The 25987-nt window shown below is 72.5% G+C and carries 23 protein-coding genes and 1 pseudogene; 12 read left to right on the top strand and 12 right to left on the bottom strand.

Going from position 1 to position 25987, the window contains the following annotated elements; translation table 11 throughout:
• Window positions 1-6 precede the first annotated feature (6 nt).
• From AB0J66_RS33890 to AB0J66_RS33880, 3 genes are all read right to left on the bottom strand, one after another.
• Window positions 7-1830: a long-chain fatty acid--CoA ligase gene (locus AB0J66_RS33890; RefSeq protein ID WP_364669525.1), complete on the bottom strand. Its 1824-nt coding sequence runs from the start codon at window positions 1828-1830 to the stop codon at window positions 7-9.
• Between the two features lie 162 nt (window positions 1831-1992).
• Window positions 1993-3219, bottom strand: a complete 1227-nt coding sequence (locus AB0J66_RS33885) for an MFS transporter (protein ID WP_364669714.1) — start codon at window positions 3217-3219, stop codon at window positions 1993-1995.
• A gap of 94 nt (window positions 3220-3313) precedes the next feature.
• Window positions 3314-4465: a S8 family peptidase gene (locus tag AB0J66_RS33880; RefSeq protein WP_364669522.1), complete on the bottom strand. Its 1152-nt coding sequence runs from the start codon at window positions 4463-4465 to the stop codon at window positions 3314-3316.
• 103 nt (window positions 4466-4568) lie between these two features.
• Here AB0J66_RS33880 and AB0J66_RS33875 point away from each other — a divergent pair.
• A pseudogene (locus tag AB0J66_RS33875) lies at window positions 4569-5783 on the top strand (PLP-dependent aminotransferase family protein); the annotation flags it as partial.
• A 74-nt stretch (window positions 5784-5857) separates the two neighbouring features.
• On the opposite strand, the gene AB0J66_RS33870 reads toward AB0J66_RS33875, so the two are convergent.
• Together AB0J66_RS33870 and AB0J66_RS33865 are read right to left on the bottom strand one after the other, a co-directional pair.
• The gene (locus AB0J66_RS33870) at window positions 5858-7186 is read right to left on the bottom strand and encodes an amino acid permease (protein ID WP_364669519.1); all 1329 of its coding nucleotides are present in this window, start codon (window positions 7184-7186) and stop codon (window positions 5858-5860) included.
• A 67-nt stretch (window positions 7187-7253) separates the two neighbouring features.
• The gene (locus tag AB0J66_RS33865; RefSeq protein ID WP_364669517.1) at window positions 7254-7871 is read right to left on the bottom strand and encodes a TIGR03085 family metal-binding protein; all 618 of its coding nucleotides are present in this window, start codon (window positions 7869-7871) and stop codon (window positions 7254-7256) included.
• A gap of 110 nt (window positions 7872-7981) precedes the next feature.
• Between AB0J66_RS33865 and AB0J66_RS33860 the strand changes: the two genes are divergently transcribed.
• Together AB0J66_RS33860 and AB0J66_RS33855 are read left to right on the top strand one after the other, a co-directional pair.
• On the top strand, window positions 7982-9760 hold the full coding sequence (locus AB0J66_RS33860) for an ABC transporter ATP-binding protein (RefSeq protein ID WP_364669514.1): 1779 nt from the start codon (window positions 7982-7984) through the stop codon (window positions 9758-9760).
• Entirely contained in the window at window positions 9757-11577 is a 1821-nt protein-coding gene (locus AB0J66_RS33855) for an ABC transporter ATP-binding protein (protein ID WP_364669511.1), read from the top strand. Before AB0J66_RS33860 ends, AB0J66_RS33855 begins: the two co-directional genes overlap by 4 nt.
• Window positions 11578-11595: 18 nt before the next feature.
• On the opposite strand, the gene rpsD is transcribed toward AB0J66_RS33855, so the two are convergent.
• Window positions 11596-12204: a 30S ribosomal protein S4 gene (rpsD, locus tag AB0J66_RS33850; RefSeq protein ID WP_364669509.1), complete on the bottom strand. Its 609-nt coding sequence runs from the start codon at window positions 12202-12204 to the stop codon at window positions 11596-11598.
• A gap of 92 nt (window positions 12205-12296) precedes the next feature.
• Here rpsD and AB0J66_RS33845 point away from each other — a divergent pair, with 92 nt between their 5' ends.
• Complete coding sequence (locus AB0J66_RS33845) at window positions 12297-13022, top strand: DUF2470 domain-containing protein (protein ID WP_364669506.1); 726 nt, start codon at window positions 12297-12299, stop codon at window positions 13020-13022.
• Here AB0J66_RS33845 and AB0J66_RS33840 read toward each other — a convergent pair.
• The 4 genes from AB0J66_RS33840 to AB0J66_RS33825 form a co-directional block, all read right to left on the bottom strand.
• Window positions 12958-13608 carry a TetR family transcriptional regulator gene (locus AB0J66_RS33840; protein WP_364669504.1) on the bottom strand — a complete coding sequence of 217 codons (651 nt, stop codon included), beginning with the start codon at window positions 13606-13608 and terminating at the stop codon, window positions 12958-12960. The two genes, AB0J66_RS33845 and AB0J66_RS33840, sit on opposite strands and share 65 nt — an antisense overlap.
• An 8-nt stretch (window positions 13609-13616) precedes the next feature.
• Window positions 13617-14333, bottom strand: coding sequence for an ABC transporter permease (locus tag AB0J66_RS33835; RefSeq protein ID WP_364669501.1), 717 nt, complete (start codon window positions 14331-14333; stop codon window positions 13617-13619).
• On the bottom strand, window positions 14330-15037 hold the full coding sequence (locus AB0J66_RS33830; protein WP_364669498.1) for an ABC transporter ATP-binding protein: 708 nt from the start codon (window positions 15035-15037) through the stop codon (window positions 14330-14332). The genes AB0J66_RS33835 and AB0J66_RS33830 overlap by 4 nt, the downstream gene beginning before the upstream one ends.
• A 186-nt stretch (window positions 15038-15223) precedes the next feature.
• Window positions 15224-16729, bottom strand: coding sequence for a hypothetical protein (locus AB0J66_RS33825; RefSeq protein ID WP_364669496.1), 1506 nt, complete (start codon window positions 16727-16729; stop codon window positions 15224-15226).
• A gap of 177 nt (window positions 16730-16906) precedes the next feature.
• On the opposite strand from AB0J66_RS33825, the gene hisI reads away from it, so the two are divergent.
• The 3 genes from hisI to AB0J66_RS33810 are packed head-to-tail and all read left to right on the top strand — an operon-like array spanning window position 16907 to window position 19400.
• The gene (gene hisI / locus AB0J66_RS33820) at window positions 16907-17272 is read left to right on the top strand and encodes a phosphoribosyl-AMP cyclohydrolase (RefSeq protein WP_364669493.1); all 366 of its coding nucleotides are present in this window, start codon (window positions 16907-16909) and stop codon (window positions 17270-17272) included.
• The gene (locus tag AB0J66_RS33815) at window positions 17269-18801 is read left to right on the top strand and encodes an anthranilate synthase component I (RefSeq protein WP_364669491.1); all 1533 of its coding nucleotides are present in this window, start codon (window positions 17269-17271) and stop codon (window positions 18799-18801) included. Before hisI ends, AB0J66_RS33815 begins: the two co-directional genes overlap by 4 nt.
• Window positions 18798-19400, top strand: a complete 603-nt coding sequence (locus AB0J66_RS33810) for a Trp biosynthesis-associated membrane protein (protein ID WP_364669488.1) — start codon at window positions 18798-18800, stop codon at window positions 19398-19400. The genes AB0J66_RS33815 and AB0J66_RS33810 overlap by 4 nt, the downstream gene beginning before the upstream one ends.
• Here the strand turns inward: AB0J66_RS33810 and AB0J66_RS33805 are convergent, their stop codons facing one another.
• On the bottom strand, window positions 19401-19853 hold the full coding sequence (locus tag AB0J66_RS33805; protein ID WP_364669485.1) for a GNAT family N-acetyltransferase: 453 nt from the start codon (window positions 19851-19853) through the stop codon (window positions 19401-19403).
• Window positions 19854-19913: 60 nt separating this feature from the next.
• Window positions 19914-20195 carry a hypothetical protein gene (locus tag AB0J66_RS33800; protein WP_364669482.1) on the bottom strand — a complete coding sequence of 94 codons (282 nt, stop codon included), beginning with the start codon at window positions 20193-20195 and terminating at the stop codon, window positions 19914-19916.
• Between the two features lie 375 nt (window positions 20196-20570).
• On the opposite strand from AB0J66_RS33800, the gene trpC reads away from it, so the two are divergent.
• The 5 genes from trpC to AB0J66_RS33775 are packed head-to-tail and all read left to right on the top strand — an operon-like array spanning window position 20571 to window position 25861.
• Window positions 20571-21374: an indole-3-glycerol phosphate synthase TrpC gene (gene trpC / locus AB0J66_RS33795; RefSeq protein ID WP_364669711.1), complete on the top strand. Its 804-nt coding sequence runs from the start codon at window positions 20571-20573 to the stop codon at window positions 21372-21374.
• Window positions 21371-22612, top strand: coding sequence for a tryptophan synthase subunit beta (trpB, locus tag AB0J66_RS33790; RefSeq protein WP_364669479.1), 1242 nt, complete (start codon window positions 21371-21373; stop codon window positions 22610-22612). Before trpC ends, trpB begins: the two co-directional genes overlap by 4 nt.
• Window positions 22609-23412, top strand: a complete 804-nt coding sequence (gene trpA / locus AB0J66_RS33785) for a tryptophan synthase subunit alpha (RefSeq protein WP_364669476.1) — start codon at window positions 22609-22611, stop codon at window positions 23410-23412. The genes trpB and trpA overlap by 4 nt, the downstream gene beginning before the upstream one ends.
• A 50-nt stretch (window positions 23413-23462) precedes the next feature.
• Window positions 23463-24650 (top strand): prolipoprotein diacylglyceryl transferase, encoded by a 1188-nt coding sequence (gene lgt / locus AB0J66_RS33780; protein WP_364669473.1) that lies wholly within the window; start codon window positions 23463-23465, stop codon window positions 24648-24650.
• 32 nt (window positions 24651-24682) lie between these two features.
• A complete protein-coding gene (locus AB0J66_RS33775; protein ID WP_364669708.1) occupies window positions 24683-25861 on the top strand; it encodes an NAD(P)/FAD-dependent oxidoreductase in 1179 nt (392 codons plus the stop codon).
• Window positions 25862-25987 lie beyond the last annotated feature (126 nt).

The following is a 25987-nucleotide window of genomic DNA, read 5'->3' as shown; positions in this document are numbered from 1 at the left end:
AACCGCTCAGATCTGGGCGAGCGAGCCCGCGTACATCTTGTCGATCTGCTCGGCGAAGTTGGTCTCGACCGAGCGGCGCTTGATCTTCATCGAGGGGGTGATCTCGCCGGCCTCGATGCTGAGGTCGCGGGGGAGGATCGCGAACTTCTTGATCGTCTCCCAGCGGTTGAGCTTGGCGTTGAGCTCCTGGACGTAGCCCTCGATCAGGGTCTCCGTCTCCGGGGCGCAGCAGATGTCCTGGTAGCTCTTCCCGGCCAGGGGTCCGCCGGCGGCCCAGCCCTTGATCGCGTCCTCGTCGAGCGAGATCAGCATGGTGACGAAGTTGCGGGCCTGGCCGACCACCACCGCCTGCGACGTGTACGGGCAGACGGCCTTGAACATGCCCTCGATCGCCGACGGGGCGATGTACTTGCCGCCGGAGGTCTTGACCAGGTCTTTCTTGCGGTCGGTGATGCGCAGGAAGCCCTGGTCGTCGAGCTCGCCGATGTCGCCGCTGCGCAGGAAGCCGTCCTCGGTGAACGCCTCGGCGGTCTCCTGGGGCAGGTTGTGGTAGCCGCGCATGACCGGGGCGCCGCGCAGCAGCACCTCGCCGTCGCTGTCGATGCGGCACTCGAGGTCGCCCAGCGGCAGGCCGACCGTGCCGATCCTGAGTTTGTCGAGGCGGTTGACGAAGTTGGCTGCGCTGCTCTCGGTCAGGCCGTAGCCCTCCATGATCGGCAGGTTGGCCGCGGCGAAGAACTCGGCGATGTCGCGGCTGAGCGGGGCCGAGCCGCTGACCAGCACCCGCAGCCGGCCGCCGAGCTTGGTCTGCAGCTTGCTGAAGACCAGGCGCTCGGCCACGGCGAACTTCAGCTTGAGCCCGCCCGGCAGCGGCCGGCCGGCCTGCTCGAGCGCGACCTTCTGCTTGCCGACCGCGACCGCCCAGTGGAAGATCTTGGCCTTGGCCCCGCCGCCCTCCAGGGCGGTGGTGACCGTCTTGTTGTAGACCTTCTCGAAGATGCGGGGCGCGGCGCACATCAGCGTCGGCTTGACCACCGCGAGCATGTCGACCAGCTTGTCGACGCGGCCGTCGACGTAGGTCGGGACGCCGACGTGGATGATGCCGCAGAGCAGCGTCTTGCCGAACGAGTGCGACAGCGGCAGCCACAGATATTGCAGGTCGGTCGACTCGAACAGGCCGAGGCCCTGCTGGGCGACGCCCTCCCACGTCCAGCCGGCGTGCAGCAGCTGCACGCCCTTGGGCCGGCCGGTGGTGCCCGAGGTGTAGATGAGGGTGGCCAGGTTGTCCGGGCCGATGCCCTGGACCACCTCGTCGATCAGCGTGGGGCGCTCGCGCAGGGCGGCCGCGCCGCGCTCCTCGAGCTCGGCCAGCGACAGCTGGGGCGGGGTCGCGCCGGCGTCGGCCGGGCCGTCGATGATGACGACGTGGGTCACGGCGGTGTCGACGCCGGAGATCTTCAGGGCCTGCTTCGCGTTCTCCGCGATCAGCACCTTGGAGCCGGAGTCGGCGACGATGTAGCTCGCGTCCTCGGGCTCGGTGGTGGGGTAGACGGTGGTGGTGGCGGCGCCCGCGCAGTTGATGCCGAGGTCGGCCAGCACCCACTCGAACCGGGTGCCGGAGAGGATCGCGACCCTGTCCTCGAGGCCCACGCCGAGCCCGCGCAGACCGGCCGCGATCGCCGTCGCCCGCTCGCCGACCTGCGACCAGGTGTGCCAGACCATGCCGGTGTCGTCGGCGTTGGGCACGGCGAAGGCCTGGCCGTTCGGAGTCGCGGCCACCCGCTTGAAGAACATGTCGGGGATCGACCGGTAGGGGACCTCGAGAGCCATCGGCGCCGCCTTAGGTGCAGTTGACTGGGGGATTTAACTTTCTTGTTACCGCAGAGTATTGGTGACCGGGCGGGAGGGCTAGTGCCCCGGCTGTCCGGGCCAAGTCTATCGACCGGCGGTCACTGTCGTCTCACAGCGTGAAACCGGTGAGTAACCTTCGCGTCAGCCCGTCACGTACTCGACCGGCCGCATCTCCCGGATGGCCGGGGCCAGGCTGGCGGTGACCGCGGAGACGGCGACTACCGAGGCGAAGACCAGGATGGCGGCCCGGGCGCCCCAGGTGGTCACGAGCAGCCCGGCCAGGATCGGCGCGGCCGCGGCGGCCGACGTGGCGGCCATGAAGATCACGCTGAGCACCCGGCCCTGCAGGTCGTCCGGGGTGATGGCCGCCTGATGGGCGAAGAGGGCGGCGTTGCAGGCGGGGCCGACGAAGACCGCGACGGCGACCGGGGCCGCCGTGCCCACGCTGATCGTCAGCAGGGCGCTGACCGCCAGGAAGCCGAAGGCGGCCCAGCACAGCGAGCGGATCAGCCGTGCGAACGGCATCCAGCGGTGCAGGGCCGGGGCGGCCAGCGCGCCGAGCAGGCCGCCGGCCCCGACGATCGTCTCGGTCAGCCCGATCACGCCGGGCGGGGTGCCGTGCCGCTGCAGGGTGACCACGATGGTGAAGATGGTGCCGGTCAGAGCGAAGTTCAGCGGCGCGGCGATGATCAGCACCGAGCGCAGGAACGGGTTGGTGAAGACGAACCGCAGCCCCTCGAGCAGGGCCGCGAGGTGGCTGTCGGGCCGGTCGGCCGCGGTCTGCATCGGCTTGCGGATCAGCGCGACGCCGATCAGCGAGGCCAGGTACGACACCGCGTTGCCGACGAAGGGCAGGGCCTGGGTGATGCCGAAGAGCAGGCCGCCCAGCGGCGGGCCGGCGAGCGAGGTGCCGTAGGCCCGCGCCTCGTTGCGGGCGACCGCCTCGGGCAGATGCGAGTGCGGCACGAGGCTCCGTACGGCGGCGTGCTCGGTGGTGTTGAAGAAGGTGCCGCAGACCGCGTCGATCACGGCGACCACGATGATGGCGGTCAGGCCGGCGTGCCCGGTGGCCACGGTCAAGGCCAGAGCCACAAAGGCCACCAGCCGTACGCCGTCACAGGCGAGCAGAGTCGTGCGGCGATCCAGCCGGTCGGCCAGAACTCCGGCCGGCAGCCGGCAGGCGAGCTTGACGATCTGGGCCGCGGTGCCGACCACACCGGCCTGCACGGCCGAGCCGGTCACGTCGAGCACCAGGAGCGGGACGGCGAGCTGGGCGATCGCCGCGCCCAGATCGGACAGTGACTGGCTGGTCCACAGCAGATTGAATTCGCGGTTGCGCCAGAGGCTCGGCACTGTCCGCGATTTCATGGTCACCCAACGCAGGATATGTACTGCATTCACTTTTCCGCACGCGCCCGGCCCGCGCTCAGAGGCGGGCCGGGCGGCAATCAGTGCGAAACGGTCAGGGGGCCAGGTAGAGGAGGCGGTTCGGCGAGCCGGAGCCCGGGCTGGTGACGACGCCGGTGGTGGCGCCGTTGACGAGACTGTCGCGGACCTGGGCCGGAGTGAGACCCGGGCTGGCCGACAGCACGCGGGCGGCCGCGCCGGCGACGTGCGGGCTGGCCATCGAGGTGCCGCTGATCGTGTTGGTCGCGGTGTTCGACGTGTACCAGTCCGAGGTGATCGACGAGCCCGGCGCGAAGATGTCCAGGCAGGTGCCGTAGTTGGAGTAGCTGGCGCGCGCATCGGTGCTGGTGGTGGCGCCGACGGTGATGGCCGCGGCGACCCGCGCCGGCGAGGAGTTGCAGGCGTTGGCGTTCGAGTTGCCGGCGGCCAGCGCGTAGGTGACGCCGGCGGTGATCGAGCGCGAGACGGCGCTGTCCAGGGTGCTGCTGACGCCGCCGCCGAGGCTCATGTTGGCCACCGCCGGCTTGACCGCGTTGGTGGTGACCCAGTTGACGCCGGCGATGACGCCGGCCGTGGTGCCGCTGCCCGAGCAGTTGAGCACGCGGACGCCGACGAGACGGACCGCCTTGGCCACGCCGTAGGTGGTGCCGCCGACCGTGCCCGCCACGTGCGTACCGTGGCCGTTGCAGTCCACGCCACCGGAGCCGACCGCGTCGTAACCGTAGGACGCGCGGCCACCGAAGTCGCTGTGGGTGTAGCGGATGCCGGTGTCGATGATGTACGCCGTCACGCCCGACCCCGTCGTGGTGTAGGAGTAGGTCGTGCTCAGCGGCCGGTTGCGCTGGTCGATCCGGTCGAGGCCCCAGGTCGCGTTGGCCTGCGTGGCCAGCAGCGAGACGGTCTGGTTCTGCTCGACGTACGCGACGTCGGGGCTCGCGGCCAGGCGCTTGGCCTGGTATTCCGACATGCCCGACTCGTAGGCGTTGATCGAGGTGAAGCTCTGCCGGACCTGGCCGCCGTAGCTCTTGGCCAGGCTCGCCGGCGTCTTGGCGCCGGCCTTGAGAACCACGATGTAGCTGTTCGGTACGGCGTTCGCAGTGCCGGCCAGGCGGATCTCGCCGGTGGCGGCGGCCGCGGCCGGGGTGGCCGTCGCGGCCGCGGTGATCGCGGCGAGCAGGCCCGCGATCAGGATGCGTCTCTTCGCCATGCTCTTCCTCTCTCAGCCCCGTGATATTGACAACTGTCATTAAGGGTATGCGGAGAGTCATCGGCGCGCGACATAACGTTCGGGCCATACCGGAGGTCAGAATGTGCTGGTGGACCTGATCATCCCGCCCGGCGGCAGCCGGACCGCCGCCGTCTACCGGGCCCTGCGCGCGGCCATCGTGGACGGACGGTTACCGGCCGGGTCGCGGCTGCCGGCGACCCGGGCCCTCGCCGCCGACCTCGGCCTCGCCCGCGGGAGCGTGGCCGGGGCCTACGAACGCCTGGCCGCGGAGGGCTATCTGTCCGCGCGCGTCGGGGCCGGCACCTTCGTCGCCTTCGCCGGGGCGAGCCGCAAGCCGCGCGCGGCCAGTTCGCTGCGGCCCCGCGACGGCTGGCGCTTCGGCCCGCTGCCGACCAGCGGGGGCGCCACGCCGCCGCGCTACGACTTCCGGGTCGGCATTCCCGACGCCGGCCTGTTCGCCTTCGACGCCTGGCGGCGTCTGCTTCTGGCCGAGACCCGGCTGAGGGCCAACAGCCTGGGGACGTACGCGGAGCCGTCCGGCCACCCGGCCCTGCGCGCGGCGATCGCCCGCTACCTCGGGGTGGCCCGCGGGGTCCGGGCGAGCGAGGCCGACCTGGTGATCACCAACGGCACCCAGCACGCGCTCGACCTGATCGGCCGGGTGCTGATCACGCCCGGCGACGTGGTGGCGGTCGAGGAGCCGGGTTACCCGCCGGCCCGGCGCCTGTTCGCCTCGCTCGGGGCGAAGGTCGCCGGCGTCCCCGTCGACCGGGAAGGCCTGGTCGTCGACGCCATTCCGCAAGCATCCACATTGGTCTACACGACGCCGTCGCACCAGTTCCCGCTCGGCCGGGCGATGAGCGCCACCCGCCGCCGGGAGCTGCTCGACTGGGCCGGGCGCCGCTCGGTGGCGATCGTCGAGGACGACTACGACAGCGAGTTCCGCTTCCTGTCCCGGCCGCTGGAGCCGCTCTACAGCCTCGACACCGCGGGCCGGGTGCTCTACGCGGGCACGTTCTCCAAGAGCATGCTGCCCTCGCTGCGTACCGGCTTCCTGCTCACCCCGCCCGGTCTGCGCGACGCGCTGGTCGCCGCGCGGCAGATGGGCGACGGCTACGGGCAGACCGCCGTGCAGGCCGCGCTGGCCCGCTACATCGACGACGGGCTGCTGGCCCGGCACGTGCGCAAGGCGGCCAAGGCGTACGCGGCCCGGCACCGCCAGGTCGTCGCCGCGCTGGCCGCCATGCCCGGCCTCGACCCCATCCCGTCCGCCGCCGGCCTGCACGTGGCCGCCCTGACCCGGGCCGATTCGACCGCCGTGGTCCGCGAGGCCGGGCGGGCCGGAGTCGGCATCGACGACCTGTGCGACTACTACGGCACCGGGCCGGCCGGGTCCGGCCGGGACGACGGGGACGGCGCCGCGCCGGCCGGGCAGACCGGTTTCGTGATCGGTTTCGGCAACGCGGACCCGTCGCTGATCGGGGAGGGAATGGCGCTGTTCGCCGCGATCCTGACCCGCCACGCCTGATAGGTGATCGCGCCGGCCGCGACGACCAGGCTGAGCAGGGCCGGCGGCCCGGTCAGGCCGAGCAGCGCGACCACGGCCACGAAGGCCACCGCGGCCACCACCCGTTGCCGCCCGGCCAGCAGCTTGACCGCGGCCGCCGTCCCGATCACGTAGACCAGCGTGAAGCAGCCGGTCACCAGCAACAGCATCGTGTGCAGCTCGATCGGCAGCCCGACCGCGATCAGGCTGCCGAGCAGCACCGCCACCAGCGCCTTGCGCGGCGTGCCGAACACCCGCGCCGGCAGCGCGCCGTCGCGGGCCAGGGCCGCCCCGAGCTGCGACGAGCCGGCGAAGTAGGCGTTGACCGCGCCCGCCGTGAGCAGCAGGGCCACCACCGCGGTGAGCACCCGCACCGGGCCACCGACACCGGCCGCGAGCAGGTCGGCCAGCGGGGCCTGGCTGGCGCCGAGGGCCGGGCCGAGCACCAGCACGCTGGTCACGGCCACGGCCAGGTAGAGCCCGCCGACGACCACGACCGCGATCGCCGTGGCCCGCGGGACGTCGCGGCGCGGGTCGCGATATTGCCCCGACAGCGAGGAGACCGCCTCCCACCCGGCGAAGCCCCAGATCAGCACGGCCACGGCCGTGCCCACGCCGGACCAGCCGTGCGGGGTGAACGGGGTCAGGTTGTCCCAGCTCGCGTGGGGCAGCGCGGCGATCACCGTGAGAAGCAGCAGCACCGCCAGCGTGCCGGTGAGCGCGAGCTGGGCCCGGCCCGAGACACGCAGCCCGAACCAGTTCATCACCGCGACCACGCCGACCAGGGCCAGGAACGAGACGATCACGGTCGTCCGCCCGCCGCCGGTCACGTCGGCCACGTAGCCGCCGGCGAACGCGGTGGCGGCCGGGGCGCCCAGCGGCACCGCGAAGTAGAAGCACCAGCCGACGGCCGCCGCGGCCCGCGGCCCGAACGCCAGCCGGACGAAGGTGGAGACGCCGCCGGCGTCCGGATAGCGGGCCCCCAGGGCGGCGAAGGTCCAGGCCAGCGGGGCCGACAGCACGATCAGGGCGACCCAGGCGACCAGCGAGGCGGGACCGGCGACGTCCGCGGCCAGGGCGGGCAGGGAGATCACGCCGGTGCCGAGCACGGCGCCGACGCTGAGGGCGGTGCCCTGGGCCACGGAGAGCTTCATGGCGACCACCGTAGGCCGGGATTGGCCCGCACCCATGGGCCAATCAGGCTCAGATCAAGTGAGCCAATCAGAGGCCCAGAGGGGCCTCCCGCAGCCGGGCCGCATCGCCCTCGATGGTGACCTGGGCCGCGTCCTTGCGCCCGCTGAGGAAGAGGGTCAGTTCGCCCGGCGTTCCGGACAGCACCGCCACCGGGTCCTCGCCGACGGTGAAGGCGCCGAAGCCCTCGGACCGGATCTCGACCGGCAGGTGGGCGCGCCGCAGGACCAGCTTGCCGGTCATCCGCAGAGCCTTCCACAGGGCGGCCTGCTCGCCCTCGTCCAGGGAGCGGGGCGTCCACGACGGCTGGGCCCGCCGCGCGTCCTCGTGGTGGATGAAGAACTCGGCCGTGTTGGCCACCTCGTCCAGCAGCGGGTTGCTGACCGGGCTCCACCAGGGCGGCGTCCGCAGCTCCTGGATCACTTTCTCGTACGGCTGGGAAGCCTTGGCCCGGCGCACGCGTTCACCATGCTCGCGCAGGGGCGGCAGGAGCATGCCGGCCGAGGCGTCGGGCCGCCGGTCGCGGACGACCAGGTGGGCCGCGAGATCGCGGGTCGTCCATCCCTCGCACAGGGTGGGCTGATCAGGGCCCAGGGAAAGCAGCAGGTCGGAGAGGAATTGACGTTCGCGTCGGGCATAGGCGGTCACGAACGTGATCGTAGACACATTGTCGTACCTGTGAACGAACGCCGCCCGTTCGGCAGGATGGGGAAGTAAGGCCGGAAGCCCCGGCGAACACTTACCAGTCAGGTAGGAAATTGAGCAGCAGGACCAGCCGCGATGTGCTGGGACGGGGACTGCGCGTGCTGGGACAGGCGATTCGCACTGAACCGCGCCTGTTCACCGTGGGAGTCGTGGGCAGCAGCCTGTTCGGCCTCCTGGTCATCGCCAACTCGTACGTGGTCGGCTATGTCATCGGCCATGTCGTCGTGCCCGCGTTCTCCACCGGCAAAGCCGGCACCGGCGAGCTCGCCCTGATCGCCGCGGCCTTCATCGGCATCAGCGGGCTGCGCGTGCTGACCGTCTTCGGCCGCCGCCTCGGCGCCGGGTACATGCAGTTCCGGCTGCAGGCGCGTTACCGCCGCGCCGTGACCAGCCGTTATCTGTCCCTGCCGCCCGCGTGGCATCAGAAGCACGCCACCGGCACGTTGCTTTCCAACGCGAACTCCGACGTCGAGGCCGCCTTCGTGCCGATCGCGCCGTTGCCGTTCGCGGTCGGCACGATCGTGATGATCGTCGCCGCGGTCATCTCGCTCTTCCTCACCGACTGGGTCCTGGCCCTGATCGGCGTCACCCTCTTCCCGGCGCTGTTCGGGCTCAACTTCGTCTACTCGCGGGCCATGTCGCCGCGGCAGATCCGGGCCCAGCGGATGCGGGCCAAGGTCAGCGCGGTCGCGCACGAGAGCTTCGACGGCGCGCTGGTCGTCAAGACGATGGGCCGCGAGGCCGACGAGTCGCGCCGCTTCGGGGTCTTCGTGACCGAGCTGCGGGACGCGCTGATCTCGGTCGGCCGGCTCCGCGGCCTGTTCGACCCGCTGATGGACGCGCTGCCCAGCCTGGGCACCCTGGCCGTGCTGCTGCTCGGCGCGTGGCGGCTGCAGACCGGCGCGATCAGTGTGGCCGAGCTGGTCACGGTGAGTTTCCTCTTCACCGTTCTGGCCTTCCCGGTGCGCGCGATCGGCTGGGTGGTGGCCGAGCTGCCGCGCAGCGTCGCCGGCTGGGAGCGGGTCCAGGCCGTGCTCTCGGCGACCGGCGACCTGGCGTACGGTGACCGGTCGGCCGACGGCGACGGGCCGGCCGAGCTGCGCTTCGACAAGGTCGACTTCCGGTACGGGGACGGGCCGCTGGTCCTGCGGGACGTGTCGTTCACGGTTCCCCGCGGCAAGACCGTCGCGCTGGTCGGCGCGACCGGCTCGGGCAAATCGACCATCGCCTCCCTGGCCGTACGGCTGATGGACCCGGACGGCGGCCGGATCGCCCTCGACGGCGCCGAGCTGCCGTCGCTGAGCGAGGCGGCGCTGGCCCGGGCCGAGGCCCTGGTCCCGCAGATCCCGTTCATCTTCGACGACACCATCCGCGGCAACGTGACGCTCGACCGCCCGGAGGTCTCCGGCAAGTCGGTGTCGTGGGCGCTGGAGCTGGCGCAGGCCGACAAGTTCGTCGCGAATCTCCCCGAAGGCCTCGACACCGCGGTCGGGGAACGCGGCACGTCGCTCTCCGGTGGGCAACGACAGCGGATCACGCTGGCCCGGGCGCTGGCCGGCCGGCCGCGGCTGCTGGTGCTGGACGACGCCACGAGCGCGGTCGACCCGCGGGTGGAGGCGGCCATCCTGGGCGCGCTGCGTGAGCGCGACGAGGGCGCGTCCATCCTGGTCGTCGCGTACCGCCGGGCCACCATCGCGCTGGCCGACGAGGTGGTCTACCTCGAGCAGGGCAAGGTCGTCGCCACCGGTACGCACGCCGAGCTGCTCGCCACCCACCAGGGCTACTCCGACCTGGTCACCGCCTACGAGAAGGCCGAAAGGGTCGAGGCATGAGCGCGGGCACGCTGGAACGGCCGGGCACTTTCGCCACGATCAAGCGCGGCCTCGCGCTCTCCCCCGAGCTGCGGCCCGGCCTCGGCGGCACGATCGCGCTCGCGCTCGTGCAGATGAGCGGCCGCGTGGCCGTGCCGATCGCCGTCCAGCAGGGCATCGACCACGGGATCCGCGCCGAGGGCGGTCCCGACCTGCAGTTCGTGGTCTGGGTCGTCGCCCTCACGTTCGTGGCCCTGATGGTCTCGACGATGGCCGGTTACCTGATGACCCGGCGGCTGTTCACGGTCAGCGAGACCGCGCTCGGCGCCCTGCGCTCGCGCACGTTCCGGCACATCCACGACCTGTCGATGCTGCACCAGCAGTCCGAGCGCCGCGGCACGATGGTCTCCCGGGTGACCAGCGACGTCGACACGATCTCGCTCTTCCTGCAGTTCGGCGGCGTACAGCTGCTTCTGGCCTCCGGGCAGTTGCTGGTCTCGACGATCGTCATGTTCGTCTACTCGTGGCAGCTCACCATCGTGGCGCTGCTCGCCTTCGGCCCCTCGGTCGCCATCATCCGGCTCTTCCAGAAACGCCTGGCCGCCGTCTACGCGGCGGTCCGCGAACGTACCGGCGTCATGCTCGGCGCGGTCGCCGAGAGCGTGGTCGGCGCGGTGGTCATCCGGGCCTACGGCGTGGCCGGGCGGACCGAGAAGCGGCTCGACACCTCGATCTCCCGCCTGCAGCGCGCTCAGCAACGGGCCCTGAAGACCAGCGTGACCAGCTTCTCCAGCGGCGAGATCGGGGCCGGCCTGGCCCTGGCCGCGGTGGTCGTGGTGGGCGTGCTGATCGGCGAGGACGGCGGCCTGTCGGTGGGCCGGCTCACCGCGTTCCTCTTCCTGGTCACGCTGTTCATCCAGCCGGTGCAGATCGCCACCGACATGCTGAACGAGGCCCAGAACGCGGTGGCCGGCTGGCGGCGTGTCCTGGACGTTCTCGACCAGCAGCCGGACGTGGCCGACCCCGACGACGCCGGTGTGGATCTTCCGGCCGGGCCCCTGTCCGTACGCTTCGACCACGTCTCGTTCCGCTACCCCGGCGGCCCCCCATCCAACCACCCCACCGCCACCCTTAAAACGACTGAAGGCCCTCTTGTGCTCCACGACGTGAATCAGGAGATCCCGGCCCGCACGAAGATCGCGGTGGTGGGCGAGACCGGCAGCGGCAAGACCACCTTCGCCAAGCTGCTGACCCGCCTGATGGACCCGGCCGAGGGTGAGGTCCTGCTCTCCGGGACGCCGCTGACGTCGGTGCGTTTCTCGTCACTGCGCTCGCGCGTGGTGATGGTCCCGCAGGACGGTTTCCTGTTCGACGCGACCGTGGCCGAGAACATCCGCTTCGCCGAGCCGTCGCTGACCGACGAGCAGCTGGAGACCGCGTTCGTCGAGCTCGGGCTGAAGGACTGGCTGGACGGGCTGCCGGGCGGGCTCGAAACCCCGGTGGGCGAGCGCGGCGAGGCGCTCAGCGTGGGGGAGCGGCAGCTGGTGGCGCTCGTACGGGCGTACGTCGCCGATCCTGATCTTCTGGTGTTGGACGAGGCGACCAGCGCGGTCGACCCGGCCACCGAGGTGCGGCTGCAGCACGCCCTCGACACGGTGACCCGGGGCCGGACGACGGTGGCCATCGCCCACCGGCTCTCCACCGCGCAGGCCGCGGACGAGGTGATCGTGGTGGATGCGGGCCGCGTCGTCCAACGCGGCCCGCACTCCGAACTCGTCAACCAGGAGGGTTCGATCTACGCCAAGCTCTACGCCTCGTGGTTAGAGCAGACGCGGTGACCCGCGAGCGACGCCAGGTTAACGAGCGTAGAACTCGACGACCAGCTGCTCGTCGCACTGGACGCGGATCTCGGACCGCTGCGGGACCGAGATGACCGTGGTGCGCAGGTCCTCGAGCACGGTCGAGAGGTAGGGCGGGGTCGGGCCGTCGACGTGGGCGCCGGTGGCGGCGATCTGGAACGGCGGCTTCTGCCGGCTGCTCTCGCGCACCTCGACGACCTGGCCCGGCTTGAGCCGGTAACCGGGGCGGTCGACCTTCTTGCCGTCCACGGTGAAGTGGCCGTGCACGACCAGCTGGCGGGCCTGGTAGACGGTGCGGGCCAGGCCGGCCCGGGTCACCACGGCGTCCAGGCGGCGCTCGAGCAGGCTGACCATGGTCTCGCCGGTCTTGCCCTCGGACCGGTGGGCGTCGTCGTAGGCGCGCCGCATCTGCGACTCGCTGATGTTGTACTGGTGCCGCAGGCGCTGCTTCTCGAGCAGACGGACCTGGTAGTCCGAGGCCTTGCGACGGCCACGGCCGTGCACGCCCGGCGGGAAGGGCCGCTTCTCGAAGTACTTCACGCACTTCGGCGTCAGAGGGATGCCGAGCGCCCGCGAGAGCTTGGCCTTTGGTCGGGAGTTGTTCATGAAGTCTCCGAGGTAACTTGCGCTTGAGGCCGGTGTTACGGTTAGCCTCACCTTACTAAGGCAAGCCTAACCGGTGCCCGGAGGTTCCCACCATGCAGCCCACCCACGCCGAGGTAGCGCGAACGCTCGCCGCCGGCCACCTGCCCGGCGTCGCGCACATCGCGTGCCGTCCGGGTCCACTGCCCGTCCGGCACGTCACCGACGCCAACGGCCGTGTGTTGCTGCTGTCGCCGCGCGACGGCGCCTTCACCGCGGCCCTGAAGCCGCAGGAGGGCAACGACGACACCGCGATGGTGCTCGACATCTCCGACGTCCCGCCGATGGCCGGCTCGCCCGCCCTGGGCCGGGTGTGGATCTCCGGCTGGGCCACGCTGCTCGAGGGGGACGAGTCGCGCGCCGCGACGCTGGACTACGCCGACGTCGACGCCTCGGGCGACCTGCTCGACGTCGGCGAGGGCCAGGTGCTGCACCGCCTGGAGGTGGCCGAGGTCCGGTACGAGCGCAACGAGAACCTGGTCGACGTCGACGTCGACGACTGGGCCGAGGCGACGCCGGACCCGCTCTGCCGCATCGAGTTCGACCTGATCGCCGACCTCATCGACCACCACGAGGCTGAGATGAGCGCCTACGTGCGCCGGCAGCTCGGCTCGACGTTCCAGCCCAAGGCCGAACCCCAGGTCGTCCGGATGGACCGGTACGGCTTCATGGTCCGGCTCGACGAGAAGCTGGCCCGTCTGGCCTTCCCGCGCCCGGTCACCGACCGCCACGATCTGGCTCATCTGCTGCACCCGGTGCTGTGCCACCGCTGCGGAGATTGAGCGGCTCCCTGAGGAAGCGCTGCACGTTCGGCCCGATCATCGCGGCCAGCAACGCCGGGTCGGCACTGGCCAGCGGCTCGATCCGCAGCACGTAGCGGGTCACCATCAGCCCGGCGATCTGCGTGGCGACCAGGGCCGAGCGCATCGGAGCCTCGGCCGGGTCGATCACCAGCTCGCTGACCGCCCGGCGCAGGATCTGGGTGACCACGAACTCGCGGAGCAGCCGGGCGGTCCACTCGTTGCTCAGCGCCGAGCGGAAGACCGCGAGGGCGGCCGTGCCGGCCGGGGAGTCCCACACCGACAGGGCCATCCGGATCAGCCGCTCGCCGGCCTGGTCGGGCGGCCCGGCCAGGGCCTGCGGGATCAGCTCGCCCGGGTTGATCGGCGCGTTCAGCGCGGCCAGGAAGAGTTTCTCCTTGGTGCCGAAGTAGTGGTGCACCAGCGCCGGGTCGACCTTGGCGTCGGCCGCGATGGCCCGGATCGACGCCTTGTCGTAGCCCTTCTCGGCGAACGTGGCCCGGGCGGCCTCCAGGATGGACGCCCGGGTGTCCTGATTGCCCGGGCGCCGCCCACTTCGCCGTACCAAAAGAGCTCCTAGGCTGTACGCCGCCGCAGGGTCGCGGCGGCCAGGACGAGCGCGACCACGGCCGCGCCCGCGACGACCGCCAGGTCCGTGGCGGGGTTGGCGTCCCGGCCGACCTTGGCCAGCGCGTCGACCGCGTAGGTCAGCGGCAGCGCGTTGCTGATCGCCTCGAGCCAGCCGGCCATCTGCTCGCGGGGCACGAACAGACCGCACAGCAGGATCTGCGGCACGACCACCACCGGAAGGAACTGTACGGCCTGGAACTCGGTGCGCGCGAAGGCGCTGCAGAACAGCCCGAGAGCCACCCCCAGCCCGGCGTTGAGCACCGCCACCAGCACGACCAGACCGGCGCTGCCGGCCGTGGTCAGCCCGAGCAGCCAGTACGCGGCGGCGGTGGCGACCACACCCTGGACCGCGGCGGCCAGGCCGAACGCCAGCCCGTACCCGAACAACAGGTCCAACTTGCCCAGTGGGGTGGTCAGCAGCCGCTCCAGCGTGCCCGAGGTGCGCTCGCGCAGCATCGCGATGCTGGTCACCAGGAACATGATCACGAACGGGAAGATGCCCACCATGATCAGCGCGATCCGGTCGAAGGCGCCGCCCACGCCGTCGTACATGAAGTAGATCAGCGCGAGCAGCAGCACCGGCACCACCACCAGCAGGGCGATGGTCCGCCGGTCGTGCCGCAACTGCCGCAGGATCCGCCCGGTCGTAGCCAACAGGATCATGCCGTCACCTGCTCCCGGATGCGCCTTAAGAAAGCCTCTTCAAGATCGTTCGTGCCGGCCCGCTCGCGGATCGCGGCCGGCGTGTCGTCGCCGATCAGCACGCCCTCGCGGATCAGCAGCAGCCGGTCGCAGCGGCCGGCCTCGTCCATCACGTGGCTCGAGACCAGCAGCGTCGTGCCGGCCGCGGCGAGCGCGTGGAACTTCGCCCACAGGTCGGCCCGCAGCACCGGGTCGAGCCCGACGGTCGGCTCGTCGAGCACGAGCAGCCGCGGCGTGCCGATCAGCGCGCAGGCCAGCGAGGCCCGGCTCCGCTGCCCGCCGGAGAGATTGCCGACCAGCTGCCCGGCCGCCTGCGACAACCCGACGTCGTCGATCGCCCGGTCCGCCTCGGGCGCGCCCAGCCCGTACAGGGCGGCGAAGTACCGGACGTTCTCCCGCACGGTCAAATCGGCGTAGACGCTCGGCGCCTGCGTGACGTAGCCGACCGTGCGCCGCAGCAGGGCGCTCCCGGCCGGCTCGCCGAACACCGTCACCGTGCCCGCCTTGACGATCTGCACCCCGACGATCGCCCTGATCAGGGTGGTCTTGCCGCTGCCGCTGGGCCCGAGCAGCCCGCTCACCTGCCCGGTCGGCACCGTGCAGGTGATGCCCCGCAGCACCGTGCGTTTGCCCCGCTCGACCACCAGGTCGCGCACCTCGATCATCCGTCTCGCCTCCCTACCCGGCACACCTGGCTCGCTCCCGGGCGACGCCGGACCGTCTATTTCATCAAGCGATGAGTTCAACGCTAGATGAATTCGGTGCCGGCGTAAATGACAGAAAGCCGCCACCCTGACGGGCGGCGGCTTCCGGACTGGGTTCGGCGGGCGATGACCCGGAGATCGGGCGGGCTAGAGAGCCATGATCCGGTCGAGGAACTCGCGGTAGCCGCGCATGGCCATGCGCATGCTCTCCGTGTCCGGCGACTTGTTGCCCCGCAGCGGGTCGAGCTCGTCCCGCTCGGCCAGCAGCGCCTCGGTGAGCTCGTTGACCGCGTCCGTGAGCAGGTCGTGGGCCCGGGTCAGGGCGGCCTCGGGGTCGTCCACGAACTCGGCCTTGACCTCGTGCCAGGCGGCCCGGAAGTGGCGGACCGCGTCCTCGTCCCAGAACGCGATGTGGCCCTCGGCCACGTCACCCGGGCGCAGCGGGGCGTCCTCGGCCTTCTCCTCCTCCGGCTCCTCGGGGGCGGCACGGCGGCCGCGACGGGCCGGCTCCGCGTCCTCGAGGCTGGCCGAGCGCCGGGGCAGCGGCTCCGGCTCGTCGGTGGCCGGGGTGGTGCGGGCCGGCGGGGCGCCGAGGTCGTTGCTGAAGGTCACCGGCGACTTGGGCGCCGGCGGGGCGGCCGGCACCGGGATGCTCGCCGAGGCCGCGCGGGGCGCCGGGACACCCGAGACGGGGCCGGCGGCCGGGTCGGGCAGGGCCGGCGTGTAGGACGCCGGCTCGCCGTAGTTGCCGCCGAAGCCCAGGCCGGGCGAGACCGGCGACGGCGAGACGGGCGACGGCGAGATCGGCGACGGCGAGACGGGCGCGCCCGAGGTCGGCGCGCCCGGGGTCGGGGCGCCGGAGGTCGGGCTGACCGTCGGGTGCTTGGAGGTGGGCACGGACGCCCAGCCGGTGGCCTGGCGGCGCTGCTCCGGGGTGTCGCCGGTCGCCCCGGCCGGGCCGGAGACCGGCGCGGGGCCGTTGTCGCCGGTCGTCGGGATGCGTCCGTTCATGTCATCACGCCCGTTCTCGTCGTTCCGGTCCGCCTTCTCGGGGCCGTCCACAGTGGCGGCGCGGCCGTTCGCCTCGCCGTGGCTGTGCCCGTTGAGGCCGGCCGGGCGCGGCTCGAGCGGGTTGCGCCCGCCGAACAGCATCCGGCCGTTGCGGCCGCCGAGGCCGAACCCGCCGAACGAGGCCGGGTCGGGCTCCCACGGGTTGGCCCGAGCGGACTCTACGGCCGGGGCGCCCGTCTCCTCGTGCTCACCGGCCTCGGAGTGATCAGAATCCCGATCCGGCAGGCCGTGCTGGCCACCCGGAACGGGCAGCGGGGGCGGCGCCGCGGGCAGAGAAGGCTCGGGGCGGGCCGACGGGATCGGCGCGCTGCCGGACCCCGCGGGCGACGACAGCGGCGGCTTGGCGTCCCCGGCCGGCTGGTCCCGCGGCGTGGGGGTGTCGGCCGAGGCCACCGGCGAGCCCGGCATCTCCGGGGCGCGGCGGGAACCCAGCGCGACCATCTCGGTTTCACTCGAAAGGGTGGCCGCCGGCTCGGCCGGCTCGGCCGCGGTGGCCTCGTCCTCGCCTTCGCGGTGCACGGGCCAGAAGCGGGCCAGGCCGCGATTGGTCCGCGCGTTGTCGGGGCTGGACGTCGGCTCCATTGCTTTCAGACTCCCGTCGAACGGTGCGCGCCGCCCTCTGGAGGAGGTGGGCAGGTGCGCCCCGGCTGGGCGCGGCGCTTGACGACGGTACCGTTCCCCGCCGCGTGGCACATCCCCTGTGCCCGGATCGTGGGCCGCGTCGTGCTGGGTAAAAGGCCGTTCGGCCGATGGAGGAGAATGGTCGCCGTGGCAGTCAAGACCGATCTGGACCCGGCCATCGCGGCCCGGCTCAAGCGCACCCCCGACGGCCTCGTCGCGGCGATCGTGCGCGAGCACGGCACGGGCGATGTCCTCATGCTCGCCTGGATGGACGACGAGGCGCTGCACCGCACGCTGACCACCGGCCGCGCCACCTACTGGTCGCGCAGCCGCCAGGAGTACTGGGTGAAGGGGGCCACCTCCGGCCACCACCAGCACGTGAAGGCGGTCGCCCTCGACTGCGACGGCGACGCCCTGCTGGTCACCGTCGAGCAGACCGGCGCCGCCTGCCACACCGGCTCGCACGACTGCTTCTTCACCGAGCTGCCGGTGACCCACCCATGACCAGCGGCGCGGTCTTCCCCAGCGAGGAGGAGTTCCTCCGGCACGAGCGCCGGGTCGTCCCGGTCACCCGCCGGTTGCTGGCCGACGGGGAGACCCCGGTCGGCGTCTACACCAAGCTCGCCGGCGGCCCCGGCACCTTCCTGCTGGAGTCGGCCGAGCAGGGCGCGGGCCCGTCCGGCGCCGCCTGGTCGCGCTACTCGTTCGTCGGGGTCCGGAGCGCGGCCACGCTCGTCGAGCGCGACGGCGAGGCCCATTGGCTGGGTGCGCCCCCGGCCGGCGTACCGCTCGATGGTGATCCGGTCGTGGCCCTGCGGGAGACGGTGGCCGCGCTGGCCGACGGCCCGGCCCCGGACGACCTTCCCCCGCTGACCGGCGGCATGGTCGGTTACCTCAGCTACGACCTGGTGCGCCGCTTCGAGCGGCTGCCGCGCACGGCGAACGACGACCTGCCGCTGCCCGAGCTCGGCATGATGCTCGCGACCGACCTGGTCGTGCTCGACCACTACGACGGCTCGGCCATCCTGGTCGCCAACGCGGTGCTGGCCGGCGACGCGACCGAGGCCGACCGCCGCGCCGCGTACCACCAGGCCGTCGGCCGGCTCGACGCGATGACCACCGCGCTGTCCCGGCCCACCCCGCCGATGATCTCCACCGTGGAGCGCCGCCCGGCCGGCGAGCCGGTCAGCCGGACCGCCCCCGGCGAATATCAGAAGGCCGTCGAGGAGGCCAAGGAGGCGATCCGGGCCGGCGAGTGCTTCCAGATCGTGGTGGCCCAGCGCTTCGAGCGCCCGACCGACGCCAACCCGCTCGACGTCTACCGGGTGCTGCGCGCGACCAACCCCAGCCCGTACATGTACCTGCTGCGCTTCGACGACTTCGACATCGTCGGCTCCTCGCCCGAGGCCCATCTGAAGGTCAGCGCGGACGAGGAGGGCTCGCGGCGGGCCCTGCTGCACCCGATCGCCGGCACCCGCTGGCGCGGCGCCACTCCCGAGCAGGACAACGCGCTCGCGGCCGAGCTCCTGGCCGATCCCAAGGAGCGCTCCGAGCACGTCATGCTGGTCGACCTGGGCCGCAACGACCTGGGCCGGGTCTGCAAGCCGGGCACGGTCGAGGTGCCGGAATTCGCGCGCATCGAGCGCTACAGCCACGTCATGCACATCGTCTCGACCGTCACGGGCGAGCTGCGAGACGACCGGAGCGCCTTCGACGCGCTGGCCGCGACCTTCCCGGCGGGCACGCTGTCGGGCGCGCCCAAGGTCCGGGCCATGGAGATCATCGAGTCGCTCGAGCCGACCCGGCGCGGCCTCTACGGCGGCACGGTCGGCTACTTCGGCTTCGCGGGCGACATGGACATGGCCATCGCGATCCGGACCGCCCTGCTCAAGGACGGCACGGCCTACGTCGGGGCCGGCGCCGGCATCGTGGCCGACTCCGACCCGGCGGCCGAGGAGCAGGAGACCCGCAACAAGGCGGCGGCCGTGCTGGCGGCGATCGCCTCGGCCGAGACGCTGCGCGCCGCGCGATGAACCACCGCCGCTCGTACCTGCTGACCCTGCTCGCCTGCCTGGCCGGGGCGGGCCTGGCCGCGTACGCCGCCACCCGCACCTGGTCCCTCGACGTAGTCCATCGCCCCGCCATGTCCGATGTGCGCACCCCGCAGACCGGGGCCGACCTCGAGCCCTGGCTGATCGGGCTGGCGCTGGCCGCTCTGGCCGGCACGGGCGCGCTGCTGGCCACCCACGGCTGGGTCCGGCGCGGCCTCGGCGTCCTGCTCACCCTGGCCGGGCTCGGCGTCGTCATCGGCGCCATCGCCGGCCGCGCGGGTCTGGACGTCGGCGAGGCCGGGGCCGGGGCCACGGTCTGGCCGGTCGCGTGCGCTCTGGGCGGCGCGATCATCGCGGCCGGCGGCCTCACCGCGGCGCGTCAGGGCCATCTGTGGTCACGCATGTCGGCCCGGTACGAACGGAAACCCACCCAGGAGCAGGCGAGCGCACCCGGAGTCACCACGCAGCCAGGGGATCCGTCCGGGCCGTTGGCGGCTTCCGGGCTGAAGACTTCCGACAAACCCGTCGACAACCGCGCCGCCTGGGACGCTCTCGACCGCGGCGACGACCCGACCTCCTGATCAGCGCAGGACTGAAAGGTCGTACTTCTTCTCGCCGGCGTCGACTGTCTCGACGAAAGTGAAGCCGCAGCCCTCCAGCAGCCGGCGTGACGCGAGGTTGCCGACGTCCGTCGTCCCGTAGAGGGGGCGCGTCTTCTCGATCTCGAGGAACTGACGCACCGCGCTCGTGCCGATCGACCGGCCCCAGAACGCCTGCCCCAGCCAGTAGCCGACCTCGCGGTGGCCGTCCTGCCACCACGACACCACATTCCCGGCGATCTGCTCGCCGGCCAGGACCGTCCGGGCGGTCACCGTGTCATCGCCAAGAATCCGTCCGGTCCAGTGGGCGAGGAACGCCTCGCGGTCGCGGGCCGCGAAGTTGGCGCGGCGCACCGCCTCGGGCTCCTGCTGGTGCCCGAAGAAGGCGTCGAGATCGTCCACGCGCACCGGGCGCAGCGTCACCGGCTCGGTCATGAGCCGATTCTGCCCCGTTCGGGTGATCTTGGCCGTCGGCCGGTGGTGGGGACCGGCCGATCAGGCCGTCTTGGCGAGCTGCCGGGCGGCCGGGCGGTGCTTGGCCGGGGCGGGGGTGACGTCGCGACGGGCCAGCAGGGCGGCGACCTCGCGGGTGAGCTCGGCGCGGGCCTCGTGGCGGGCCCGGTCCTCCAGGGTGGCCGCCCGCGCGTTGTCGCGGGCCGTGCGGACCCTCTCGGGGCCGATCACCGCCCGCTGGAGGCCGGCGAAAAGGTCGGCGGCGGCGGAGACCAGGGCGCGGGGGGCGTCGGCAAGGCCGGCGTCGGTCCGGGTGGCTGCCACGGGATTACTCCACATCGCTGGAGGGCATGGACAACGAGGCGTGTCGGGAACGCCTGACCCAGTTTGCCTCGCTGACATCATGGTCGGACCGTATTTCCGGAGCGTGACGCGGCCGTCAACGCGCCGTGGGATCCACCGATCAGATGAGGTGTCCCAGCCCAGCGGCCCGGTGCGGACGTGAGGCGTGTGACAGAAGTGACACACCGGCCGTGATCAGGCCGCATTATGCCCGAGCCCATCTCGTGAGGCGTGCCATACCCCGGGGGGTCTTGCGCGACCGCCACCTCCTAGCATCGGTCGAAGGACACCCGGAGAGGGGAGTCATTCGTGACATCCGATCAGCAGACGGAAGCGGGCACTGGCGGGCCGCAGAACGTGCTGGAGGAAATTCTCGCGGGAGTGCGCGAGGACGTGGCGGCACGGCAGGAGCGAGTGCCGCTCGAGCAGGTTCGCGAGCTGGCCGCGGCGGCGCCACCGGCGATCGACGCGTACGCGGCCCTGCGTAAGCCCGGCGTGGCGGTGATCGCCGAGGTGAAGCGGTCGTCGCCGTCCAAGGGCGCGCTGGCCGAGATCCCCGACCCGGCCGAGCTGGCGGGGGAGTATGCGGCGGGTGGCGCCCGCGTCATCAGCGTGCTCACCGAGGGCCGGTGGTTCGGCGGCTCGCTCGACGACCTGAAGGCCGTCCGTGCCTCCGTGCAGATCCCGGTCCTGCGCAAGGACTTCGTGATCTCCTCCTATCAGGTGCACGAGGCGCGGGCCCACGGCGCCGACGTGGTGCTGCTCATCGTGGCCGCCCTGGAGCAGAACGTGCTCATGGGCCTGCTCGAGCGCATCGAGTCGCTGGGCATGACCGCGCTCGTCGAGGTGCACAACGAGGAGGAGGCCGACCGGGCCCTGGAGGCGAACGCCAAGGTCATCGGGGTCAACGCCCGTGACCTGCGCACGCTGCAGGTGGACCGGTCCGTCTTCGAGCGGATCGCGCCCGGCCTGCCCAACAACGTCGTCAAGATCGCCGAGTCGGGTGTGCGGGGCCCGCACGACCTGATCCGGTACGCGTCCGCCGGCGCCGACGCCGTGCTGGTGGGCGAGGGCCTGGTCACGCAGAAGAGCCCGCGCGACGCCGTGGCCGAGCTGGTCAACGCCGGCAACCACCCCGCGACCCCGAGGCCGGTTCGATGACTGCCACTTCGCTGCCGGATCTGGCCGGGCACTTCGGCCGGTACGGCGGGCGTTTCGTGCCCGAGGCCCTGGTCCGGGCGCTCGACGAGCTCGACGCGGCCTACCGGTCGGCCAAGACCGACCCGGTGTTCCAGGCCGAGTTCGAGAGCCTGCTGGTCAACTACGCCGGCGTGCCGTCGCTGCTCTACCGGGCCGAGCGCCTGTCGGCCGCGGTCGGGGCCGAGATCCTGCTCAAGCGGGAGGACCTCAACCACACCGGCGCCCACAAGGTGCGCAACGTGCTGGGGCAGGCCCTGCTGGCCAAGCGGATGGGCAAGCCGCGGGTGATCGCCGAGACCGGCGCCGGCCAGCACGGCGTGGCCAGCGCGACCGCGGCCGCTCTGCTCGATCTCGAGTGCGTCGTCTACATGGGCGAGACCGACACCGAGCGGCAGGCGCTGAACGTGGCCCGCATGCGCATGCTGGGCGCCACCGTCATCCCGGTGACCAACGGCTCCCGCACGCTCAAGGACGCGCTCAACGAGGCCCTGCGCGACTGGGTGGCCAGCGTCGACAACACGCACTACCTGCTCGGCACGGCCGCCGGCCCGGCCCCGTTCCCGGAGATCGTGCGCGACTTCGTGGGCGGCATCGGCGTCGAGGCCCGTGCGCAGTGCCTCGAGCTGATCGGCCGGCTGCCCGACGCGGTGGCGGCCTGTGTCGGCGGCGGCTCCAACGCGATCGGCATCTTCCACGCCTTCGTGCCGGACGAGTCGGTCGAGCTCTACGGCTTCGAGGCGGGCGGCGACGGTGTCGCCACCGGGCGGCACGCGGCGTCGATCACCGGCGGCTCCTCGGGTGTCCTGCACGGCGCCCGGACGTACGTCCTGCAGGACGACGACGGCCAGACGGTCGAGTCGCACTCGATCTCGGCCGGGCTGGACTACCCGGGCGTCGGCCCGGAGCACGCCTGGCTGCACGACACCGGGCGGGCCACGTACGAGCCGGTGACCGACGCCGAGGCGATGGCGGCGTTCCAGCTGCTCTGCCGCACCGAGGGGATCATCCCGGCCATCGAGAGCGCGCACGCGCTGGCCGGCGCGGCCCGCATCGCCCCGCAGCTGCGGGCCGAGCTGGGCCGGACCCCGACCATCGTGGTCAACCTGTCCGGCCGCGGCGACAAGGACGTGCACACCGCGGGCGCGTACTTCGGCATCCTCGATGAGGTCGAGACGATCGTCCCGGGAGAGACCACGTGAGCATCTCCGACGTCTTCGCGAAGGCCAAGGCCGAGAACAGGTCGGTGCTGATCGGCTGCATGCCGGCCGGCTTCCCGACCGTCGACGACAGCATCGCCTCGATGATCGCGATGCACGAGGCCGGCTGTGACGTCATCGAGGTCGAGCTGCCCTACTCCGACCCGGTCATGGACGGCCCGGTCATCCAGAAGGCCAGCGACATCGCGCTCGCCGCGGGCGTACGCACCCGGGACACCCTCAAGATCATCGAGGCCGTGGCCCGGACGGGCGCTCCCGTGGTCCTGATGACGTACTGGAACCCGATCGAGAAGTACGGTGTGAACGCGTTCGCCCGCGACCTCGCCGCCGCCGGGGCCACCGGTCTGATCACGCCGGACCTGATCCCGGACGAGGCGGCCGAGTGGATCGCCGCCTCCGACGAGCACCGCATCGACCGCACCTTCCTGGTCTCCCCGTCGTCGACCGACGAGCGGATCGCGATGACGGTCGCGCAGTGCCGCGGCTTCGTCTACGCCACCGCCCTGATGGGCGTCACCGGCGCCCGGACCTCGGTGTCGTCGCAGGCCCCGGAGTTGGTCGACCGGGTCCGGCACGCCGACCCGGCCATGCCGGTCGGGGTCGGGCTGGGCGTCGGCAACGGGGCCCAGGCGGCCGAGGTGGCCGGCTTCGCCGACGGGGTGATCGTGGGCAGCGCGCTGATCCGCAGCGTGCTCGAGGCGCCCGACCGCGCGACCGGGCTCGCCCGGCTGCGGGCCCTCAGCGCCGAACTGGCCGAAGGCGTGCGCAACCCGCGAAACTAGGCGCGCCCTGAGCACCCGGCCCGCAGACTTCGACGGTAGCGTGTGCAACCGTGATTACCGCCGCGATCCCGAGTCCGACCACGTCGGTCTGGCATGTGCTCGGCCTGCCCGTGCGCGCGTACGCGCTCTGCATCGTGCTGGGCATCATCGCCGCCCTCTACATCATGGAATACCGCATGCGCAGCCGCGGCGTGGCCCGCTGGGCCTCGCTCGACATCGCGGTCTGGGCGGTTCCGTTCGGCATCGTCGGCGCGCGCATATATCACCTGATCACCTCGCCGCAGGACTACTTCGGCGCCGGCGGTGACCCGGTTCGGGCCTTCTACATCTGGGAGGGCGGGCTCGGCATCTGGGGCGCGGTGCTCGGCGGCGCGCTCGGCGCGTACATCGGCGCCCGTCAGCTGCGCATCCCGTTCGCGCTGGTCGCCGACTCGCTCGCGGTCGGCCTGCCGGTCGCGCAGGGCATCGGCCGGCTCGGCAACTGGTTCAACAACGAGCTCTACGGCAAGGTCACCACGCTGCCGTGGGGCCTCGAGGTCCACGACATGGACCGGTCCAACCCCGGGCACGCCACGGTGATCGACGGGCAGGCGGTCACGCTGCCCGACCTGTACCAGCCCACGTTCCTGTACGAGTTGATCTGGGATCTGGGCGTCGCGCTGCTGGTGTGGCTGGCCGACCGCAAGTTCAAGTTCGGCCGGGGCCGCGCCTTCGCGCTGTACGTGATGGCCTACACGGCCGGCCGGGCCTGGATCGAGATGCTGCGGGTCGACGAGGCCAACCACTTCTTCGGCGTCCGGCTCAACGTCTTCACCGCGATCGTCTTCTTCCTGCTCGCCCTCATCTACTTCCTGGTCGTGCGCGGCCCCCGGGCGTACGTGGTGCCCGACGACGCCCCCGAGACGCTGCCCGAGCCGGCCGCCGGGAGCGACGTCAGCCAGGTCGACGTGACCGGCGCCGGCGAGCCGGCGGCCCGGGCGCCCAAGGGCTACCAGGTGGTCAGCCACCACCGCTTCGAGGAGTACCGCCGGACCGGCGTCCTCCCGCCGGAGACCCCGCAGGACATGGCCGAGGAGATCGCCGCCGGCGGCGACCCGCTCGAGCCGGCCGACCCGGCCGGCCCGGCCGGCGTGGGCGAGGCCGTGCTGGCCACCGGGGCCGCGGCCGGCGCCGGTGCCGACGGCGCCTCCGGCGGCGACGGCGACGTCGAGAAGCCACGCACGAACGACGAGCGCTAGCCGGACCAGCACAGCCTCACGAAGTGAACCGGATCGAGGGTAGCGGCGGGGTGGTCGGACGGGCGGTAGTCGTGGGCGCCGGGATGGCCGGGCTGGCCTGCGCCGGCGCCCTCTCCCGCTCCGGCTGGCAGGTCACTCTGCTGGAACGGGCCGAGCGGGTCGCCGCCCCACCGACGGCCCTGGTGCTGTGGCCCAACGGCCGGCGCGCCCTGGAAGCGGTCGACCCGGCCGGCGGCTGGTCGTCGATCGCGGCCCCGCTGCCCGACGGCGGCGTCCGCCGGCCGGACGGTCAATGGCTGGTCACCCCGCGCGGCCGCACCGGCTCCGGTCCCGGCCCGGCCGCGGTCACCCTGCACGACCTGTACGACGTGCTGATCGCCGGCCTCGGCGACTACGTGCAGATGCGCACCGGCTTCGAGGTCACCACGGTCCGTACGGCCCCGGGATCGCGTCCCTCGGTGGGCGACGGCCGTACCGAGATCGAGGCCGACCTGATCGTGGCCGCCGACGGCATCGACAGCCGGGTCCGGCGGGCGCTGGCCCCCGAGTCGGCCGCCGTCGGTTCCGGCTTCGCCGACTGGCAGGCCATCGTCCCCGCCCACCGGCTCCCGTCGGCCCCGGTCACCGGCGGTGAGACGCTGGGGGCCGGCTACCGCTTCGTCTCGGTCCCGCTCGGCCCCGGCCGCGGCGTCTACTGGGTGGCCACGGCCGCCGGCGCCGCCCGCCCCGAGCCGCCGGCCACCCAGCTCGCCCTGCTGCGCCGCTGGTTCACCGGCTGGCCTGAACCGGTCGGCGAGCTGCTGGCCGCCACCCACCCCGAGGACCTGGTGCCGCACGAGGTGCGCGAGCTGCGCCCGCTGCCGCGCGCGTACGGCTTCACATCGGGCCCCGGCGGCGTGGTCCTGCTCGGTGACGCCGCCCACGCCATGCCCCACCACCTCGGCCAGGGCGCCTGCCTGGCCTTCGAGGACGCCGCCACCCTGGCCGCCCTGACCTCGGACGCCGCACCCGGCCCGGCGCTGCTCGCGGCCATCGAGATGTACAGCCGCCTACGCCGCCCCCGCACCACCAGCGTCGTCCGCCAGACCCGCCGCATGTCCGCCGTGGTCCAGGCCCGCGGCCGCCTCGCCCTGCGCGCACGGGACGCCGCCCTCAACCACATGCGCCCCCGGATGATGGCCCCCACCCCGGACTGGTCCCCACCGGAGTAGGCGCCGCTCTTGCCGCGGGCGGCTCGCCCTGGGCTACGGCCGGCCGCAGATCGGGAACGGCCGGGTCGTCGATGCCGGGCCCTGCCGGGGTGTCGCTTCACCGCCGGCTCGGGGCCGGGTCAGGCG

This window comes from Actinoplanes sp. NPDC049598 (genome assembly GCF_040675435.1).
Lineage (GTDB): Bacteria > Actinomycetota > Actinomycetes > Mycobacteriales > Micromonosporaceae > Actinoplanes.
The sequence above is the reverse complement of the archived record's forward strand: the minus strand, read 5'-3'. Positions and strand labels throughout refer to the sequence as shown.